The following is an 18,743-nucleotide window of genomic DNA, read 5'->3' on the forward strand; positions in this document are numbered from 1 at the left end:
TATCATCAATCAATCAATCAATCAAATCATCAAAAAACGAACAGTTAATTATGAAATCACTTACAGAATTATGACATACACATCACAAACCAAATTATCAACAATTACTGATGTCTGTGATGCAAATTGCATAAGACTTGTAAAAAACATTAGAAAAGACTTATGAAAATAGAAAACACAAAAGCACAAATGCGAAAAGGTGTTCTGGAATACTGCATCTTATCTGTCTTAAAAGATCAAGACGCCTATGTTGCAGAAATATTAGGGACACTAAAAGATGCTAAGTTACTAGTAGTAGAAGGTACAATATATCCTTTATTAACACGACTTAAAAACGCAGGATTACTCAACTACCGTTGGGAAGAATCTACATCGGGACCACCACGTAAATATTACGGTTTAACAGAAACAGGCCACCTATTTTTAAAGGAATTAACCACGACCTGGAACGAATTACAAAATGCAGTAAATATAGTAACATCAATTAAATCAACTAACAATGAATAAAACAGTCAACATAAATTTAGCAGGTATATTTTTTCATATAGATGAAGATGCATACTTAAAATTACAACGCTATCTTGAGGCTATAAAACGTTCATTTACTGACTCTCAAGGTCGTTCTGAAATTATAGCAGATATAGAAATTAGAATTGCCGAATTGTTTTCTGAACGCATGAGAACAGACCGTCAAGTTATTAGTAACAAAGAGGTTGATGATGTTATTACTATCATGGGACAACCAGAAGACTATCTTGTAGATGATGCCATTTTTGAAGACGAACCAACTCAAAAAAGCTATACAAGCTCTAGTTCAAAATCTAAAAATAATGGCTCTAAAAAATTATTTAGAGATACTGAAAACAGTTATGTTGGTGGTGTTTGTTCTGGATTAGCACACTATTTTAATATTGAAGTTGTTTGGGTTAGATTAATTTGGGTACTACTTATTTTTGGAGCTGGTACAGGTATTTTCTTATATATCATACTATGGATTTTTATTCCAGAAGCAACCTCTACTGCGGATAAGTTAACCATGACAGGAGAAGATGTCACCATTACAAACATCGAAAAAAAAATTAGAGACGGGTTTGATAGTGTTTCGGAAAATGTAAAAAATATAGATTTTCAAAAACATGCAGACAAATTTAAAGAAGGGTTTGACCAAGCTTCAGATAATATATCAGAGACCGTAAAAAAAATAGATACTAACAAGATTAAATCTAATAGTAAATCGTTTTTTGGAAGTTTAGGAGGCGTAGTTTCATCTTTATTTAAAGTGTTTTCTAAGTTTATAGGTATTGTACTAGTTATATCTTGTGTTGCAGGTATTATAGCTTTAACTGTAGGATTAATTATAGGCACCTTTTTTGATACTGATCTTAGCTTTTTTACCTCAGAATTTGTTAGAACCTATGACAGAACGGATGGTTTATTTTGGTTGTTACCTGTCTTAATTTTTATTGTTAGTGTTATTCCTATTATTTTATTTATCTATTTAGGATTAAAAATATTAGTAAAAAACTTAAAGCCAATGGGTAGCGCTGCTAAATACAGCTTAATTGGATTATGGGTATTAGCAGTAATAGGTATTGCAATTGTAGGTACAAAGCAAGGCTTAAGCTATAAGGAGCAAGCGTCAGATATTAAAACACAGCAGTTAACTAACATTAAAACTAATGACACGCTTGTAGTAAGCATGGATTATAATGACACGTTTGCAGAACGTTTTATTAGAGATTATGGTTTACAGCATACCAACGACGACAATGGTAATGACGTTGTGTTTTCTCAAGGGATTAGGTTAATTGTTAAATCTACAAAGGATAGTGTTGCTAAACTTAGAGTAGAAAAATCTGCCAGAGGTAGCAATATCAACAAAGCAAAAAACAGAGCTAAAAACATAAGTTATAATTACACTTTAGTGGACAACAACTTAATTTTAGACAATTACTTTACGGTTACTAATAACGAAATATCAAGAGATCAAGAAGTTGAGCTAACTTTATACTTGCCAGAAGGAACTGTTTTATATGCAGAAGAAAGCACATATAACTATCACCGAAACAATAGACATTATTACAATGATATTTTAGACAACGGAATGGAAGAGCATTTTTTATTAGTAAAACGTGCTAAATTAGAATGTTTGGACTGCGACACTGAAGAAACGGATGAAACCAAAATAAACAGTAATAATCAGTCAAACACTAATAACCAAAACCAATCTACACTAGTCGTTAATAATGATGGTATTGTTGCTAAAACCGAAAATTTAGATATTATAGTTAATGATGAAGGCGCAAAAGCAAGTACTAAAAACGTAAAAGTAACTATTAATGAAGAAGATGGAATAAATATTACAAACCATAAAAACAATAAATAATATTACAAATTAGTCAATCAATAATCAATCAAAAAAACAAACCGTTATGATCACCTTAATCGAGTATCTAGTAACAACAATCGTTTCTATTTTTATTTAAAAAAGAAATAAAAATCAATCAAAAAAAACCAGCCATTTCAAGCTTTCAAAAAAGTTTGGGATGGTTTTTGCTTATATTTGCATGTAACAAAACATAATAGATAATGACTAAACAAATACTTCTTATATTTTTAATTTTCTCTACGACTTTTGCTGTTGCTCAAAAAAAGCAAAAAGTAAAAGGTAGTCGTGTATTAACGACAGAAACCACCAGTATTAATGATTTTGAACGCTTGGTTTTAAGCGAAAAATTTGAGGTTAGACTAGTCAAAGGAGATTCTGCAAGAATAGATATATTAACGGATGACAACCTACACGAACATATAAAAGTTATCTCTCAAGAAAATACGCTAAGCCTTAAAACAACAGGTAGACTTCAAGAAAAAAAATTAGAAATTATTATTTACTATAACGATGCTTTAAATACAATCGAGCTTAAAGAAGATGCAGAACTTAGCTCTACAAGTAGTTTAAAATTTGATGATCTAACACTAACAACATCTGATAACGCCAAAGCATATTTAACTATTGAAAGTGATTTATTTAAATTAATAAACAACGATAAAGCTAAAGCTGAACTTAATATTACAGCAAAAGCTGCAACATTAGAGCTAAATGGTAACAGTAAAGTTGAAGCGTTAATTAATGCTCCAAAAATAATAGTAGATATGCTAGAAAGTGCTGATGCAAAAATTGAAGGAGAAACTAGTAACTTAATATTGAATGCTGATAACTCTTCAGATTTTCACGGAGAAAAATTAACCTCTAAAACAGGAAAAATAACTACAGAAAACAGAGCACAAGCTAGTATTCAAACAACGGAAGCGCTTAACATTGATGCTTCTGGATCTTCAATTATCGAAATCTATGGTAGTCCAACCATAACAATTGATAATTTTGATGACAACGCGATATTGAAAAAGAAATACTAAGTTTAAATATTAAAACATAAAAAAAACCGAAGCAAATGCTTCGGTTTTTTTTTATTTTATATGTTATTTTTCTAATTGTAATTAGAAGTACTTACTTCAAAAGTAGAATCTTTAGCAGCTAAATAACGTTCTGCATCTAATGCAGCCATACATCCTGTACCAGCAGCAGTAATTGCTTGTCTGTATACGTGATCTGCAGCATCTCCACTTACAAAAACACCAGCGATGTTAGTTTTAGAAGTTCCTGGTTTAGCATTTATAATGTAACCAGTTTCGTCTAAATCTAAGAAGCCTTTAAAAATATCTGTATTTGGTTTATGTCCAATAGCAACAAAAAATCCAGTTGCAGGTATTAAATGTGACGCTTTAGTTTGGTTGTTAAGTACCTTAACACCTGTAACTACTTGTCCATCTCCAATAACCTCTTCTGTTTCCGTATTGAATAAAATCTCAATGTTTTCTGTGTTTTTAACACGTTCAGACATAATTTTAGAAGCTCTAAACTCATCACGTCTTACTAACATTGTAACCTTAGTACATAATTTAGATAAGTAATGTGCTTCTTCACAAGCACTATCTCCTGCTCCAACAATAACAACTTCTTGCTTTCTGTAGAAAAAACCATCACAAACCGCACAAGCAGAAACTCCACCTCCTAGTTTTAAGTATTTTTGCTCAGACTCTAAACCTAAATATTTAGCACTTGCTCCAGTAGATATAATTACTGTATCACAATGGATTTCCTTTTCTCCATTAACCCATACTTTATGTACGTCGCCTGAAAAATCAACTTTAGTAATCCAACCGTTTCTAACATCTGTTTCAAAACGCTCAGCTTGCTTTTGTAACTCCATCATCATAGCTGGACCTGTAATACCATCAGGATATCCAGGGAAATTTTCAACTTCATTTGTCGTTGTTAACTGTCCACCTGGTTGTGTTCCTTGGTATAAAACCGGTTTCATATTAGCTCTAGCTGCATAAATTGCGGCAGTATAACCTGCGGGACCAGAACCTATTATTAAGCATTTTACTTTTTCTATTGTCTCTGACATATTAATTTCATTTTATCTACTACAAAAGTAGAATTTTTATAAGGAAACTTACAACAGTCTTATTAAAAGTTATTATTTAATGATAACCTTTGACTATTGCCTTCCAAAGTACTTGTAGTAATAAGGGTTTGAAGATTATTCTCTAACTTTTTTGTAAACTAAAGTTATAAATAATCCAATAAAAATGAAGAAAAATAGCTTTGCTAAGAAAGCTAAATTACCAACTATATCTCCAAATCCTAAGACTGCAGATATAAACGATAATATAATAAGTGTAATTATCCAGCGTAACATTGTAGTGGGTATAATTTTGTATGATAATAAACGGTATGCTACTTAATTAGTTTTTTAACTAACATAAGCATACCATATTTTGAAAATAACTTTATCCCAGACTGCAACCAGTTTGCTGGTTGTATGGATTCCTTAAAATCGCCTTTCACGGATTTTAATTCTTCTAAAGCAATTTGTCGTTCCAAATTAAGACGCTTCAGACTAAGTTCAATATCTTCTTCTGTTTTATAATTATTCATATTAATTAAAAAAAGTTTTAGCCATAGACTGTATTACTTTATTGTTGATATGCTTTCTAAAAGCATACAATAGTCCCGAACTCAACAAAAATACAAACCCGACAATTACACATCCTAAAGGTTGACTATCCAACTCATTACCAATAGCAATAGCACTAGCAACAGCCAAAAACATCAAACCTATTAGCGCTAAGCTTCCAATAATAAAAGCCTTAAAAACTAAACTAACAGAAGATGTTAATTGTTGAAAAACCTTTAACCTATAGTATTCATGAGACTTTTTTAAATACGTCTCACCTTTATCTACAGCCTCATTAGAAGATTCATTTATAGATTCAAAAACAGTCATACTATTTTTGAAGTTTTTTGTTCTTAGCCTTTAAGTCTTTTAATTTATTCTCTAAGGTAGTAATAACGTCATCCGCTTTATAACTGGCATCAGACACTATAGTTTCTAATTGCACATCTAACGTGTGTTTTTTGTTTGTTAACGTGTCCGTTACTTGATCTTTTAAATGCAATGCTTCATTTGCAATTTTATCTTTAGTAGCAACCGCCTCTTCTTTTAATTTTTGTCTAGTCTTACTTCCTTTATCTGGTGCAAATAAAATTCCTAATGCTGCTCCTACTGCGCCACCTAATAATAATCCTAATGCTGTATTTGTGTTCTTACTCATTGTATAATTTTTTTTTGGTTAATAAATCAACTGATTGTTCTAATATCAGCTTACACAAAGATAAAATTTATAGATTTAATTATTCTTAATAAAAATCTAAATAAAGTGATAAATCTATGTTAAATACCATCCTAAAACATTAAATATTATTGATAATTAATAATTTTAACAAAAACAAAATCATGAAAAAGCAAATAACAACCAAAAACCCTTATACTGGTAAGACTTTAGAAACTTATGATTATCATACCAAAAAAGAGATTGAAACTATTTTAGAATTATCACAATCTACTTTTAATTCTTGGAGTCAAACCGAAATACCTGAACGTACTAAATTACTAAAAAATGTTGCTAATCTCTTAGAGACTAATACACTAGAATATGCGCAATTAATGACAGCCGAAATGGGTAAACCTATTTCGCAAAGTATAGCAGAAATTAAGAAATGTGCCACATTATGTGACTTTTATATTACCAATGCTGATAAATTTTTATCCGATCAAATTATTGAAACAGAAGCGCATGAAAGTTTTATAAGCTACGATCCTTTAGGTACAATACTATCTATAATGCCTTGGAATTATCCATTTTGGCAAGTCTTTAGATTTGCAGTACCAACTTTAACAGCAGGTAACGTCGGATTATTAAAACACGCGTCCAACACAACCGGAACTGCACTAGCAATGGAAAAACTATTTATAGATGCGGGATATCCTAAAGGCTGTTTCCAAACTATTTTAGTAAACCATGACGATATAGAAACAGTAATAGCACATGACACTGTAAAAGCAGTTACCCTAACAGGAAGCGAAAAAGCAGGAAAAAGTATTGCTGTACTAGCTGCTAAAAATCTTAAAAAAACAGTGCTAGAATTGGGTGGTAATAATGCCTGTGTGGTTTTAGACGATGCTAATTTAGACAAGTATATAGACACTATGGTTAGTGCTAGAATGCAAAATAATGGGCAAAGTTGTATTGCTGCAAAACGTTTTATAGTTACTGAGAAAATATATGACACCTTTTTAGAGCAGTTTACAGACAAAGTAAAAGCCCTAAAAATTGGTGATCCAGAACAAAAAGACACCTATACTAGTGTAATGGCCAGAGAAGATTTAGCCGAAGAATTAGAAAACCAAGTTACTAAATCGCTTGAAAAAGGCGCCAAAGTACATTACGGTAATACAAGAAAAGGTGCGGCTTACCAACCTACAATTATCACAGAAGTGACTCCAAATATGCCCATTTTTGATGAAGAAACATTTGGACCTGTAGCAGCTATTATTAAAGCAAAAAACAAAAAAGAAGCTTTAGATTTAGCAAAAAACTCACGATTTGGACTCGGAACAATGATTTTTACCGAAGACATTAAAAGCATTTATCACAATATTAGTGATATTCCGGATGGTGCACTTTTTATTAACGAAATGGTTAAATCGGATCCTAGATTACCTTTCGGAGGAACAAAAGCCTCAGGATATGGCAGAGAATTATCTAAAGAAGGAATATTAGAATTTGTAAACATCAAGACCGTTTACATCAATAAGTAACAATTTTGGTCGATTTTGGCAAAAAAACCGCCGAAACCGTTCAAAAAAGGTCATAAAAAAAGCTTCAGTAAAAACTGAAGCTTTTTTGTCGGGGTGGCAGGATTCGAACCTGCGGCCTCCACGTCCCAAACGTGGCGCGATAACCGGGCTACGCTACACCCCGAGTGATTATCAATTTTCCGCAAAACGATATGTTTTTTGGAGGTGCAAATATACATCTTTTACTTAAACCAAAGCTATATTATTAATTTATTTTTCAAAAAAGATATTTTTTGACGAAAACGATTGAATTATTATTCAAAACTAATTTATAATTCCATAATTTGAGTAACACTCATCCTAAAGATTTTAGTAAATTTGCCTACTAAGATTTAATAAAATAATATGCTGATAATAGGAATTGCAGGAGGTACTGGTTGTGGTAAAACAACTGTTGTTAATCAAATATTAACTCAATTACCGGAAGGTGAAGTGGGAATAATATCACAAGATTCGTACTATAAAGATACGAGCCACCTGTCTTACGACGAAAGAATTAAAATTAACTTTGACCATCCAAGATCTATCGATTTTGACCTTTTAGAACAACATTTAAAAGATTTAAAAGCGGGAGAATCTATAGAACAACCTGTGTACTCTTTTGTAAAACACAACAGAACAGGCGATACCATTAAAACAAAACCAAGAAAAGTAATGATTGTGGAAGGTATTTTAATACTTACACACCCAGAACTTAGAGAGATGTTTGATATTAAAATATTTGTACATGCAGATAGTGACGAGCGTTTAATTAGACGATTAAAACGTGATATTACAGAACGTGGTAGAGATATTGACGAAGTATTAGCACGTTACCAAAACACATTAAAACCAATGCATCAGCAATTTATACAACCAATGATGGAGTATGCTGATATTATTATACCTAACAATAAATACAACACGGTTGCTGTAGACATTGTAAAGACTATAATTAACGAAAAACTACAATAAGCTAAGTCATGAAGTGGTATAAAAACATATATATAATTATCCTAATCATGTTTGGAGTATGGATGGTTTTTTTTGATACCAATTCTTTACTTAGTCATAACGAAGTCAACCAAGAACGTAATAAGTTGGAAGACGAGAAAACGTATTATCGAAAAGAAATAGTAAAAGATAAGAAGGCTATAAAAAAACTGACTAACGAAGACGGTTTAGAAACTTTTGCTAGAGAGAAATACTATATGAAAAAGGAAAACGAAGATATTTATATCATCGAATATGCAGATAGCTTAAAGACCAAAAACAATGAGTAACTCACTTTTTTCCGCATTTGAAAAAGTATCTTCTAAAGCTTGGAAACAAAAAATTCAAGTCGATTTAAAAGGTGCTGACTACAACGACAGCCTAATTTGGAAAACCAATCAAGGTATTGATGTCCGTCCATTTTATCATCAAGATGAAATGGGTGAAACCTTTAAAATCCAACCACAACAGTGGGCTATTGGTCAGATCATTTTTGTTCAAAACGAAAAAGCATCTAACACAAAAGCATTAGACGCGATTGAAAGAGGTGCCGAAACCTTAAAATTTATTATTCCTAATAAAGCAGTTTCAATAGAAAAAACGTTAGAAAACATTGATCTAAGCACGACTACTATTCAGCTAGAGCTTTTATTTTCTGATCAAGACTATTTAAACAACCTGGCCAAAATTTCCGCGAAAGCGTTATTAATTTTTGACCCAATCGGGTTTTTAGCGCAAACAGGAAACTGGTTTGAAACCTCTAATACCAGCTTAATAATTAACAACCAAATTACGGTTAACACCACAGCATATCAAAATGCAGGTGCAACAATTATGCAGCAATTAGCTTACGGACTATCGCATTTAAACGACTATTTTAGTGCGCCAGATTTTGCTAATGCTACAGTAAAAACAGTTAATTTTAATGTCGCTGTAAGTACCAATTACTTTTTTGAAATAGCCAAACTTAGAGCGTTGCGTGTCTTATATAGCACACTGGCTGCAGAATATAATTGTGATGCCAAATTGCTGATACATGCCATCCCGACAAAACGCAATAAAACTATTTACGACTTTAACACCAACATGTTACGCACCACTACGGAATGTATGAGTGCTATTTTAGGTGGCGCAAATACGGTCTATAATTTACCGTACGATGCTATTTACCATAAGGATAACGAGTTTGGAGAGCGTATAGCGCGTAATCAATTATTAATTTTGAAAAACGAAAGCTATTTTGATGTTGTAAATAATGCTGCAGATGGGAGTTATTATATAGAAACGTTAACGTCTCAATTAGCAGAAAAAGCCTTAACTTTATTTAAAGAAATTGAGGCAAATGGTGGTTTTATTGCACAATTAAAAGAAGGTACAATACAGAAAAAGATTAAAGAAAGTGCTACCAAAGAACAAGAACAGTTTGATGACGGTACAATCACACTTTTAGGGACCAATAAGCATCCTAATAAAAATGATAAAATGAAACATGATCTTGAGCTGTTTCCTTTTCTGAAAATTAATCCAAGAAAAACACTAATCCAACCTATCATAGAAAGGCGATTAGCAGAAACTTTAGAACAAAACAGATTAAAAACTGAATAAACTATTATTACACTATGAACACACGTATTTTTAAAATTGCATTAGTATTAGTTATAGCTTTAAATGTAAGCTGTAAAAAAAGTGAAGCAAAATTATCAGAATTTAAATACGCCGACCAACCGGACGCTGTGACTTGCAATTCTGGTTATGACGCTGTTATTAAAGAAGCATTGTATGCTTTTGAAAAAGATATACTTACTAAATACGATCAGAAAGGTCAAAACAAATTAAAAGCATATAGAGCTTATATTAATAATTCGATTTCTAATAGAATTAACTTAGAAGCGACCATTACACCACACTCTAAAGCTATTTATGATGTACTTAAATCAAAACCAGAATTATGGGACGGTACACATTTAAACTACACAAGTCCAGTTGTTACTTGTATTATAGACAATATTAAAGACAAAAAATTACAACAAAGTTTGGTGTCTTTAATTAGTACAAATAGCATGAGATCGGAATTGTTTACGCCAGCATTAAGAAGCAGTTCGTCTTACGCTAGAGATACGTATTTAGCTACTTTTTTAGCTTTAGACTTATACTATTCTAAATTTAATACGGTAGACTTTAGTAAAGTAAACCTATCAAATAATATTGGCGAAGTACTACCAGGAGATCTTGACAAAAAAGCTACTAATGCGACTATAACACCAAATACACCTGCTAAAAAAGACGACCACGCAGGACATAACCACGACTAATATATTGCACGCTTGAAAATAAAAATCATCATACCAATACTTCTAATGTTCTTTTTTTCTTGTAAAGAAGAGACAAAAGAAACGACTGTTAAAGATGATCTTTTTGGGCAATACTTTAATTTAGACAAAGACAATATTGATGTGTATTTACCTAATACATTACAACAATACACTGTAGATCAATATGCTGGATTGTTGGGCGCTATTGAAGACTCGGTTGCCAGACAAACCGAAATTATGCGTTTTAATATTTTAAAATACTCTAAAAAAAACGTGTATTTTTTTAGAACATTAAATCATACTACGGACGTATCTATAAAAATGATGGACTATTATCCTTTTAGTAAAGAAGACTCTAGGTATATGTCGGCTTTAGTATCGCAATCTTGTCAAGAAAGTGCATCAGTATCTAATAGTACTTGTACCAAATTAAAGTCGGGATACTCAGGTAACAAACAGACACAAGCCTTTATGGCTAAATATAAAATTGAGTCAGGGACAGAACCAACAAGTTACGCAACCATTTATGCGGTTAGTTCTAATTATAAATCTTTTATTATAACCTTTCGCTCTATGTTGAATAGGAAGTACAATACATTCATCCAAAAAACTATCGTCAAATAATGGCTAGAAAAGACCTTAAACATATCACCCTAAAATCGCCTATTAAAAAGGAAACGCAACACGTGTCTTCTTTTTTAACTGCGGAAGATATTATGGTTAAATCGGAATATACTAAGGCCGATTTAAAAGACGTCGATCACCTTGACTTTGTGGCTGGATTAGCGCCAAACTTACGTGGACCTTACAGTACCATGTACGTTAGAAGACCTTGGACTATCCGTCAATATGCAGGATTTAGTACCGCTGAAGAAAGTAACGCCTTTTACAGACGTAACTTAGAGGCAGGACAAAAAGGACTATCCGTTGCTTTTGATTTAGCAACACATAGAGGTTATGACTCTGATCACGAGCGTGTGGTTGGAGATGTTGGAAAAGCCGGAGTTGCAATAGACTCAGTCGAAGATATGAAAGTCCTATTTGACCAGATTCCGTTGGATAAAATGTCGGTATCCATGACTATGAATGGTGCTGTATTACCCATCTTAGCGTTTTATATTGTTGCAGCAGAAGAGCAAGGTGTAAAACCAGAACAACTAGCCGGAACCATTCAAAATGATATTTTAAAAGAGTTTATGGTGCGTAATACGTACATCTACCCACCTACTCCGTCCATGAAAATAATTTCGGATATTTTTGAATACACTAGTAAGCATATGCCAAAATACAATAGTATTAGTATTTCTGGTTATCATATGCAAGAAGCAGGTGCCACTTGCGATATCGAGTTGGCTTACACCCTAGCAGATGGACTAGAATATATTAGAAAAGGATTAGCAGCCGGAATGGATATAGACACCTTTGCACCGCGTTTATCCTTTTTCTGGGCAATTGGTATGAATCACTTTATGGAAATTGCTAAAATGCGTGCTGCACGTATGCTTTGGTCAAAATTAGTGAGTCAATTTAATCCAAAAAACCAAAAAAGTTTAGCGTTGCGTACGCATTGTCAAACTAGTGGTTGGAGCTTAACGGAGCAAGACCCGTTTAATAATGTTGCCCGCACCACTATTGAAGCTACCGCAGCTGCTTTTGGAGGTACACAAAGTTTACACACCAATGCACTGGATGAGGCTATTGCATTACCAACAGATTTCTCGGCACGTATTGCACGTAACACACAAATATATTTACAAGAAGAAACCAATATTACAAAAACGGTAGATCCTTGGGCAGGTAGTTATTATGTCGAAAAACTAACACATGATATTACTGAAAAAGCATGGTCTTTAATTGAAGAAGTAGAAGCACTTGGTGGTATGACTAAAGCTATTGAAGCTGGTATACCAAAACTACGTATAGAAGAAGCTGCTGCTAGAAAACAAGCACGTATAGATTCTAGTCAAGACATTATTGTTGGCGTTAATAAATATGTTTTAGATGAAGAAGATGCTATTACAACCTTAGAAGTTGATAATCAAACAGTACGATTACAACAAATTGAAGGATTAGAAAAAATTAAAGCCGAAAGAAACACTGCCAAAGTTAACGATGCCTTAGCAAATTTAACAGAAGCAGCTAAAACAGGTAAAGAAAATTTATTAGCTTTAGCTGTAATTGCAGCGCGAGAGCGTGCAACATTAGGCGAAATTAGTGATGCTTTAGAAGCTGTTTTTGGACGTTATAAAGCACAAATTAAATCTTTTTCTGGCGTGTATAGTAAAGAAATTAAAGACGATAAATCTTTTGCGAAAGCAAAAGCACTAGCAGATCAATTTGCAGAGCAGGATGGTCGTAGACCACGTATTATGATTGCTAAAATGGGGCAAGACGGGCACGATCGTGGCGCAAAAGTAGTCGCTACCGGTTATGCAGATGTTGGTTTTGACGTGGATATAGGTCCTTTATTTCAAACGCCTAAAGAAGCTGCAAAACAAGCAGTAGAAAATGATGTGCACATCCTTGGTGTGTCATCTCTTGCAGCAGGACACAAAACATTAGTCCCACAGGTTATAGAAGAGCTTAAAAAGTATGGCAGAGAAGATATTATGGTAATTGTTGGTGGTGTAATACCAAAACAAGACTACCAATATTTATTTGATGCTGGCGCAGTTGCTGTCTTTGGTCCTGGAACAAAAATTAGCGATGCGGCAATAAAAATATTAGAAATCTTGATTGATTAATCTCGGTTTTTAAATAGCAAATAACATAATAATAGTAAAAAGTGTGAGCTGACATAGCTTGCACTTTTTTTATGCGTTATAATTATACACAGTTTTGTTAATAACTGCACGGTAATTTTATTTAAAATCATTCGGGAATTAATATTAAAAAACTAACTTCGTGACAACAACCAAACCAATTAATTACATTTTTTATTTATAGTTTAGTTACTTAACTAGAACAAAAAGTAATCATATCCCTTAAAAAATAGGGATATGGGGAATAAAAGTGATTATATAACTAGTTATATGCAATTACCTAACAAAAAAAATATTGATGAATAGATACGAACAAACTTCAATTTGGCAAAAAACATTAGGTAAACAACTTGAACCTGACTCTTATCAAAAAGAAAGAGAATTACTAAGAGTACAATTTGAAAATTTTCGAGATAAAGCTAAAATATTAGCAGCAGAAATTGCTAGAGATTTACCTGAATTTACTGTACATGATATTACACATCTTGATGCGTTATGGGAAACTGCGGAATTAGTTGCAAAAGATGACTTTGCATTAACTCCAGCAGAAGCATTTGTTTTAGGAGGAACTTTTCTAATCCATGACCTTGGCATGGGACTAGCTTCTTTTCCCAATGGAATTAATGAATTAAAAAAAGAACCTATTTGGAATGACACTGTTGCGTCAATTCTCAAAAAGAAACTCAAAAGACCAATTGAAGAAAAGGATTTATTAAAATTAGATATTGAAACTGAAAAACTAGCAACAGAAAATGTTCTTAGATCTTTACATGCAAAACACGCTGAAAAACTAGCCTTGGTTTCTTGGAAAAATTCAGAAGACAAAGATGTCTATTTAATTGAAAATAGTGAATTAAGAGAATCATATGCTACAATCATTGGCTTAATTGCCCATAGTCATTGGTGGTCAGTGGGTGAATTAGAAAGTAAGTTACCTAAAGTCCTTGGTGCTCCAGGCATTTTTCCATCTATTTGGACAGTTGACCCAATAAAACTTGCATGTATTTTACGCATTGCTGATGCAACTCAAATTGATGACAGAAGAGCTCCTTCATTTCTTAGAACAATCCGAAAACCATCCACTTTTTCAGATACTCATTGGAATTTTCAACAAAAATTATATCAACCTAGACTTGAGCGAAGCAGATTAGTCTTCACTTCAAAATCACCATTTAAAATTAATGAAGTTGATAGTTGGTGGATTTGCAATGACACATTGAAAATGATAGATAATGAGCTTAAAGAAGTCGATTCGTTATTACTAGATACTAATAGACAAAGATTAAAAGCAAATGGTGTAGCTTCAGTGGAAGATCCAAAAAGACTTTCTAAACTAATAACCGTAGAAGGTTGGAGTCCGGTTGACACAAAAATTAAAGTTTCCAATGTTGCTAAATTGGTTAGCAGTCTTGGAGGTGATCAATTATATGGTAAAAACACCCTTGTTCCTCTGCGAGAATTAATTCAAAATGCATCAGATGCCATAAGAGCAAGGAGAATTCTTGAAAAAGAAAAGCCTGAATTTGGGGATATTACGGTTCGTTTTGATAAAGACGAATTTGGGGATTATATTGAAGTTAAAGATAATGGTGTTGGAATGTCTCAAAAAGTTTTAACAGGTCCATTTTTAGATTTCGGGGAATCATTTTGGGGCACTCCACTAATGCATGAAGAATTACCTAGTTTGGAATCCAAAGGATTTAGTTCAACTGGGAAATATGGCATCGGTTTTTTCTCAATTTTTATGTGGGGAAAAAGAGCTAATATAAGCTCAAAACGTTTTGAAAAAGGAAGGGACACAACAATGGTTCTTGAATTTAATGATGGTGCGACCTCTAGACCTCTATTAAGAAAAGCAAAACTAGAAGAACAAATTAAAGATGGTGGGACAAGAATTAAAGTTTGGTTTTCAAATAGTGAAACACTGAATAAAATATTAGAAGGCACTAAGAGAAATAGAAAACTATCTAAAATAGAATTAATTGAATCATTATGTCCTAGTATAGATTGTAATATTTTTTTAGAAGAAAAAGGAAAATCTAAAAAAGTAATTAAAGCAAATGATTGGATTTCAATTAGCCCTTTAAAATTTATTAAAAGAATAATTGGCAATTCATATTTCAAAATGTTAAATGAGGAAGAAAAAGAATTTGCAACCCAAATTTCTAAAAATATACGTTTAATAAAAGATAAAAATAGTAAGGTAATTGGTAGAGGGTTAATATATAGAGAAGAATATAGGAGTCATAAAAAAAAGGAGAGATTTTCTTTTAATGGTGTCGTTACCGTTGGAGGTATGAGAACTTCTGGTTTAACTGGGTTGTTAGGAATTTTTACTGGCACAAGTCATAGAGCTTCTAGAGATATAGGCATACCTATTGCCTCTGAAGAAGCAATTAAAAAATGGTCAACAGAGCAAGCAAAATTATTAGCTAAACTGCAATTAGATGATGAAATTCAAATCTCTTGTGCTTCTATTATTAGAGCATGTGGTGGATTAACAGGAGATCTAAATATTGCCTATCACAAGACAGGAATAGTGAATTACCCGAAAATAAAAGAAATTATCTCCGCAAGTAAGAGTGAGAATTTTTTAATTATTTGGGACTCTTCTGTTGAAACATATGAAAAAGAGCACACTTGCAAAGTAGAATTATTCGACTATGTTTTTGGTGTTGAATCAGGTATTCCAGGTATTTTACAAACAGGAAGTTCCGACCACTATGTAAGTTGGCCTAAAGATAATTGGGAATGGTTTCACTCAAAAAGTCTACAAGGAATAATAACAGAGACTATGTCTGAATGTTGGGGCATCAAGGTTTCAAAAATTGAAGATCAGTCAGACATCTCTTCAGATGAAAAAGAATTCTCCGCTTCAATCGGTAAAGCTAATGGAAAAGATGTAATTATTGACCATCTAGATATAATGAAAAAAAGCATATAACAACGTATATAAAAAATAGCGGTTATGGTGCTTAAACAAAAGATAAACAATAAAACAAAGGTCAGTTATTAAACGAAAAGTTAGTGTGTAAAATCCGCTACTTTTCATATACAACAACGTTGTGCAACATATGACCAAAACCGAAAGTTAATGACAAACCGAGTTTTAACAGCTCTTACAATTAGAATAGCTGGAATATATTTATTCACGAAAATTTTTGACCATTTTGGTTCATATTTCTTTTCAGTCTTTAATGTTGCTAGTTTATCAAGATTTGATGAGCTATTGAATGAACCGATTGAAAAATTCTATATTACTGGAATCTTTTTGACTATTGCGAATATTGCTGTTTCCTTTTTTCTATTTCTAAAAGCCGATTGGATTTCTAACAAACTAATAAAAACAGACATTGAAATAAAAACGGAACTGAACGCTGAATCACTGACAAAAGTGATTTTATTGACAGTCGGAATTATTTGGTTGGCAAAATTAATTTATCTAATTCCTGACTTAATTGAATACTGCTCTATATTTATTTCGATGCTGAGTGGAAATGAAGAAATTGAATTACCTGATTTTGCGATTGCGAATTATATTCTAAAAACGATTTTGACACTAATTATAATATTCCGAATTGAAAAAATATCGAATTGGATTATTAAGAAAATATAAATACGTTGCACAACAACGTATAAAAATAATTGCTATTTTAGATTAAACAAAGGCAGTTATGTATTTACTAATTCCAATACACTAACACATTGTAAATAGCACGAATGAAAGCGATTTTAAAAATAATATTCATAGTTTTTTTGACTATTTCTAGTTGTAAAACAAAACAAATAGAAAAAACAGAACCGAAAACAAACGCACCAAAAGTTGAGTTTTCTGCATATGATTTAGGCAAAAGTGATTTACCTAAACTGAAAAGACAAGTAAATGATTATGAATTTGTCTTTACTATGGAGCAATTGGAAAAATTGACTTTAACGATTAGAGAATTTGAGAAAAACACAACTAATCAAATAGCAATCGTTTCAATAGAATCTATTGGGAAATACTCGGATTTTGACAAGTTTGCGGTTGATTTATCAAATTATAACGGAATTGGTTTAAAAGAAAAAGACAATGGACTGTCTATTGTTTTCAGTACAAATTTGAGAAAAATAAGAATTACGACAGGATTTGGAACTGAAAAAATTTTGACTGACAAAATTTGTAAAAATATACTTGACCAAACCATTATTCCTGAATTTAAAAACGGAAATTATTACAACGGAATTGAAAAAGGTTTGACGGAAATAATGGCAAAATGGAAATAAAGTACTGTTTACAACAATGTACAAATTAATTATCAAATCAGTTCCTTAAACCACGCAACAAAATCATACACAACAACGATGAATTAACTAAAATGAGGAACTTTAAACTAACATTTGGATTTATTTTTTTAAGCATTTTATGTTTTAATCAAGCATTGGGACAAAATTCAACATCAACACCTAATTGTAATTAATTATGAAAGTTTTTAATTTAATCTTAATCCTTATATTTCTTTTAAGTTGTTCGTTTAATAAACAGACAATTCTAAATGATAAAGAAACTTATTATTTTTATTTTGAGAATAATGATAATACAATGAAGTATATATACAGTAAAAATAAAAACAGAAAAAAATATTTTTATCGTATCGAAATGGCCGATAAAATATTTTTTGATGCAATAAAAAAAAATGACGCATTTAATATAAAAAAATTAAAAGTACAAGATACAATTGGTCTAAATATAAAAGATTATGATTGGTTAAATCAATTTGATAACACATCCAAATATAGATTCTTCAATAAGAAACCTTTTAAAAAATATTATATTATAGAAAAAACTGCTGAAAAAGATGGATTATATTTAATAGAAGTTAAATTTATTGATGAAATTAATTAAATACTAACCACAACAATGGCTATAAGTAATTGCTTGTTCTCGCCTACTTACAAACATTCCTGCGGAATATTCTATCTGTGATTTATTTGCTGAATTAGCTATTTAAATCACATAATTAACCAAACACAATAACGTTACCTGCAAGCTGAAAACCAACATTGAGAATGCCGAAAATCCTATTCATATTATTAACTCTGTTTTTTTTCGTGTGCTTCAAAACCTGACATTAATAACTCAAAACATTGTAATTATAAAATTGAATATGATATTGAAAATCTTGATTCGATAAAACCGATTGGACGAATTGAATTTTCCAGAACAAAATCTATAATAGTAAAATTAAGAGAAGAAACATACAATGAATATTGGTATCCTTTAATAGCTTTTGACACTTATAATATTTCGGACTTAAAATATTGAGAGAAAATATCAAGAAAAATGAAAATGTTTTCAAGCTATCTTAACTCGCATCTTGGTAGAGATTTAATTATAAATGATAGTTATATCTTTTATAATAATTCTAGTTGTTTGAATTGCGCTGGAA

The 18,743-nt window shown here is 31.8% G+C and carries 19 protein-coding genes and 1 tRNA gene; 15 read left to right on the forward strand and 5 right to left on the reverse strand.

The window, feature by feature from the left end:
- The first annotated feature begins 162 nt into the window (after positions 1-162).
- The 3 genes from CXF54_RS08435 (at position 163) to CXF54_RS08445 (ending at position 3,417) form a co-directional block, all read left to right on the forward strand.
- On the forward strand, positions 163-507 hold the full coding sequence (locus tag CXF54_RS08435) for a PadR family transcriptional regulator (protein WP_090839805.1): 345 nt from the start codon (positions 163-165) through the stop codon (positions 505-507).
- Positions 500-2,386: a PspC domain-containing protein gene (locus tag CXF54_RS08440; RefSeq protein ID WP_101203210.1), complete on the forward strand. Its 1,887-nt coding sequence runs from the start codon at positions 500-502 to the stop codon at positions 2,384-2,386. Before CXF54_RS08435 ends, CXF54_RS08440 begins: the two co-directional genes overlap by 8 nt.
- A 203-nt stretch (positions 2,387-2,589) precedes the next feature.
- Positions 2,590-3,417, forward strand: coding sequence for a GIN domain-containing protein (locus CXF54_RS08445; protein WP_090839809.1), 828 nt, complete (start codon positions 2,590-2,592; stop codon positions 3,415-3,417).
- 71 nt (positions 3,418-3,488) lie between these two features.
- On the opposite strand, the gene trxB is transcribed toward CXF54_RS08445, so the two are convergent.
- Positions 3,489-4,472 (reverse strand): thioredoxin-disulfide reductase, encoded by a 984-nt coding sequence (gene trxB / locus CXF54_RS08450; protein ID WP_101203211.1) that lies wholly within the window; start codon positions 4,470-4,472, stop codon positions 3,489-3,491.
- 184 nt (positions 4,473-4,656) lie between these two features.
- Between trxB and CXF54_RS15860 the strand changes: the two genes are divergently transcribed.
- The gene (locus CXF54_RS15860) at positions 4,657-4,812 is read left to right on the forward strand and encodes a hypothetical protein (protein WP_232782602.1); all 156 of its coding nucleotides are present in this window, start codon (positions 4,657-4,659) and stop codon (positions 4,810-4,812) included.
- Here CXF54_RS15860 and CXF54_RS08460 read toward each other — a convergent pair.
- The 3 genes from CXF54_RS08460 to CXF54_RS08470 are packed head-to-tail and all read right to left on the reverse strand — an operon-like array spanning position 4,805 to position 5,682.
- Positions 4,805-5,005 (reverse strand): hypothetical protein, encoded by a 201-nt coding sequence (locus CXF54_RS08460; protein WP_090839816.1) that lies wholly within the window; start codon positions 5,003-5,005, stop codon positions 4,805-4,807. The two genes, CXF54_RS15860 and CXF54_RS08460, sit on opposite strands and share 8 nt — an antisense overlap.
- Before the next feature lies 1 nt (position 5,006).
- A complete protein-coding gene (locus CXF54_RS08465) occupies positions 5,007-5,354 on the reverse strand; it encodes a hypothetical protein (protein WP_101203212.1) in 348 nt (115 codons plus the stop codon).
- 1 nt (position 5,355) lies between these two features.
- Positions 5,356-5,682: a YtxH domain-containing protein gene (locus CXF54_RS08470; protein ID WP_090839820.1), complete on the reverse strand. Its 327-nt coding sequence runs from the start codon at positions 5,680-5,682 to the stop codon at positions 5,356-5,358.
- Positions 5,683-5,864: 182 nt separating this feature from the next.
- Here CXF54_RS08470 and CXF54_RS08475 point away from each other — a divergent pair, with 182 nt between their 5' ends.
- Positions 5,865-7,229: an NAD-dependent succinate-semialdehyde dehydrogenase gene (locus tag CXF54_RS08475; RefSeq protein WP_101203213.1), complete on the forward strand. Its 1,365-nt coding sequence runs from the start codon at positions 5,865-5,867 to the stop codon at positions 7,227-7,229.
- Positions 7,230-7,317: 88 nt separating this feature from the next.
- Here the strand turns inward: CXF54_RS08475 and CXF54_RS08480 are convergent.
- A tRNA-Pro gene (locus CXF54_RS08480) sits at positions 7,318-7,392 on the reverse strand.
- Positions 7,393-7,613: 221 nt separating this feature from the next.
- On the opposite strand from CXF54_RS08480, the gene udk reads away from it, so the two are divergent.
- The 10 genes from udk to CXF54_RS08530 all read left to right on the forward strand — a co-directional run bounded on the left by udk (position 7,614) and on the right by CXF54_RS08530 (position 18,199).
- A complete protein-coding gene (gene udk, locus CXF54_RS08485; protein ID WP_090839824.1) occupies positions 7,614-8,222 on the forward strand; it encodes a uridine kinase in 609 nt (202 codons plus the stop codon).
- A gap of 8 nt (positions 8,223-8,230) precedes the next feature.
- A complete protein-coding gene (locus CXF54_RS08490; protein ID WP_090839826.1) occupies positions 8,231-8,530 on the forward strand; it encodes an FtsB family cell division protein in 300 nt (99 codons plus the stop codon).
- Positions 8,523-9,845, forward strand: a complete 1,323-nt coding sequence (locus CXF54_RS08495; RefSeq protein WP_101203214.1) for a methylmalonyl-CoA mutase subunit beta — start codon at positions 8,523-8,525, stop codon at positions 9,843-9,845. The genes CXF54_RS08490 and CXF54_RS08495 overlap by 8 nt, the downstream gene beginning before the upstream one ends.
- A 14-nt stretch (positions 9,846-9,859) precedes the next feature.
- A complete protein-coding gene (locus CXF54_RS08500; protein WP_090839830.1) occupies positions 9,860-10,552 on the forward strand; it encodes a hypothetical protein in 693 nt (230 codons plus the stop codon).
- Positions 10,553-10,564: 12 nt separating this feature from the next.
- Positions 10,565-11,176, forward strand: a complete 612-nt coding sequence (locus CXF54_RS08505) for a hypothetical protein (RefSeq protein ID WP_157823419.1) — start codon at positions 10,565-10,567, stop codon at positions 11,174-11,176.
- Entirely contained in the window at positions 11,176-13,296 is a 2,121-nt protein-coding gene (scpA, locus tag CXF54_RS08510) for a methylmalonyl-CoA mutase (RefSeq protein WP_090839834.1), read from the forward strand. The genes CXF54_RS08505 and scpA overlap by 1 nt, the downstream gene beginning before the upstream one ends.
- 316 nt (positions 13,297-13,612) lie before the next feature.
- On the forward strand, positions 13,613-16,258 hold the full coding sequence (locus tag CXF54_RS08515) for an ATP-binding protein (RefSeq protein ID WP_101203216.1): 2,646 nt from the start codon (positions 13,613-13,615) through the stop codon (positions 16,256-16,258).
- A gap of 150 nt (positions 16,259-16,408) precedes the next feature.
- The gene (locus CXF54_RS08520; protein WP_232782597.1) at positions 16,409-16,930 is read left to right on the forward strand and encodes a hypothetical protein; all 522 of its coding nucleotides are present in this window, start codon (positions 16,409-16,411) and stop codon (positions 16,928-16,930) included.
- A gap of 104 nt (positions 16,931-17,034) precedes the next feature.
- Positions 17,035-17,580: a TPM domain-containing protein gene (locus CXF54_RS08525; RefSeq protein ID WP_101203217.1), complete on the forward strand. Its 546-nt coding sequence runs from the start codon at positions 17,035-17,037 to the stop codon at positions 17,578-17,580.
- Between the two features lie 316 nt (positions 17,581-17,896).
- On the forward strand, positions 17,897-18,199 hold the full coding sequence (locus tag CXF54_RS08530; RefSeq protein ID WP_101203218.1) for a hypothetical protein: 303 nt from the start codon (positions 17,897-17,899) through the stop codon (positions 18,197-18,199).
- The last annotated feature ends 544 nt before the right edge of the window (positions 18,200-18,743 follow it).

The sequence above is a fragment of the Olleya sp. 1-3 genome (assembly GCF_002836085.1).
GTDB classification, from domain to species: Bacteria; Bacteroidota; Bacteroidia; order Flavobacteriales; family Flavobacteriaceae; genus Olleya; species Olleya namhaensis.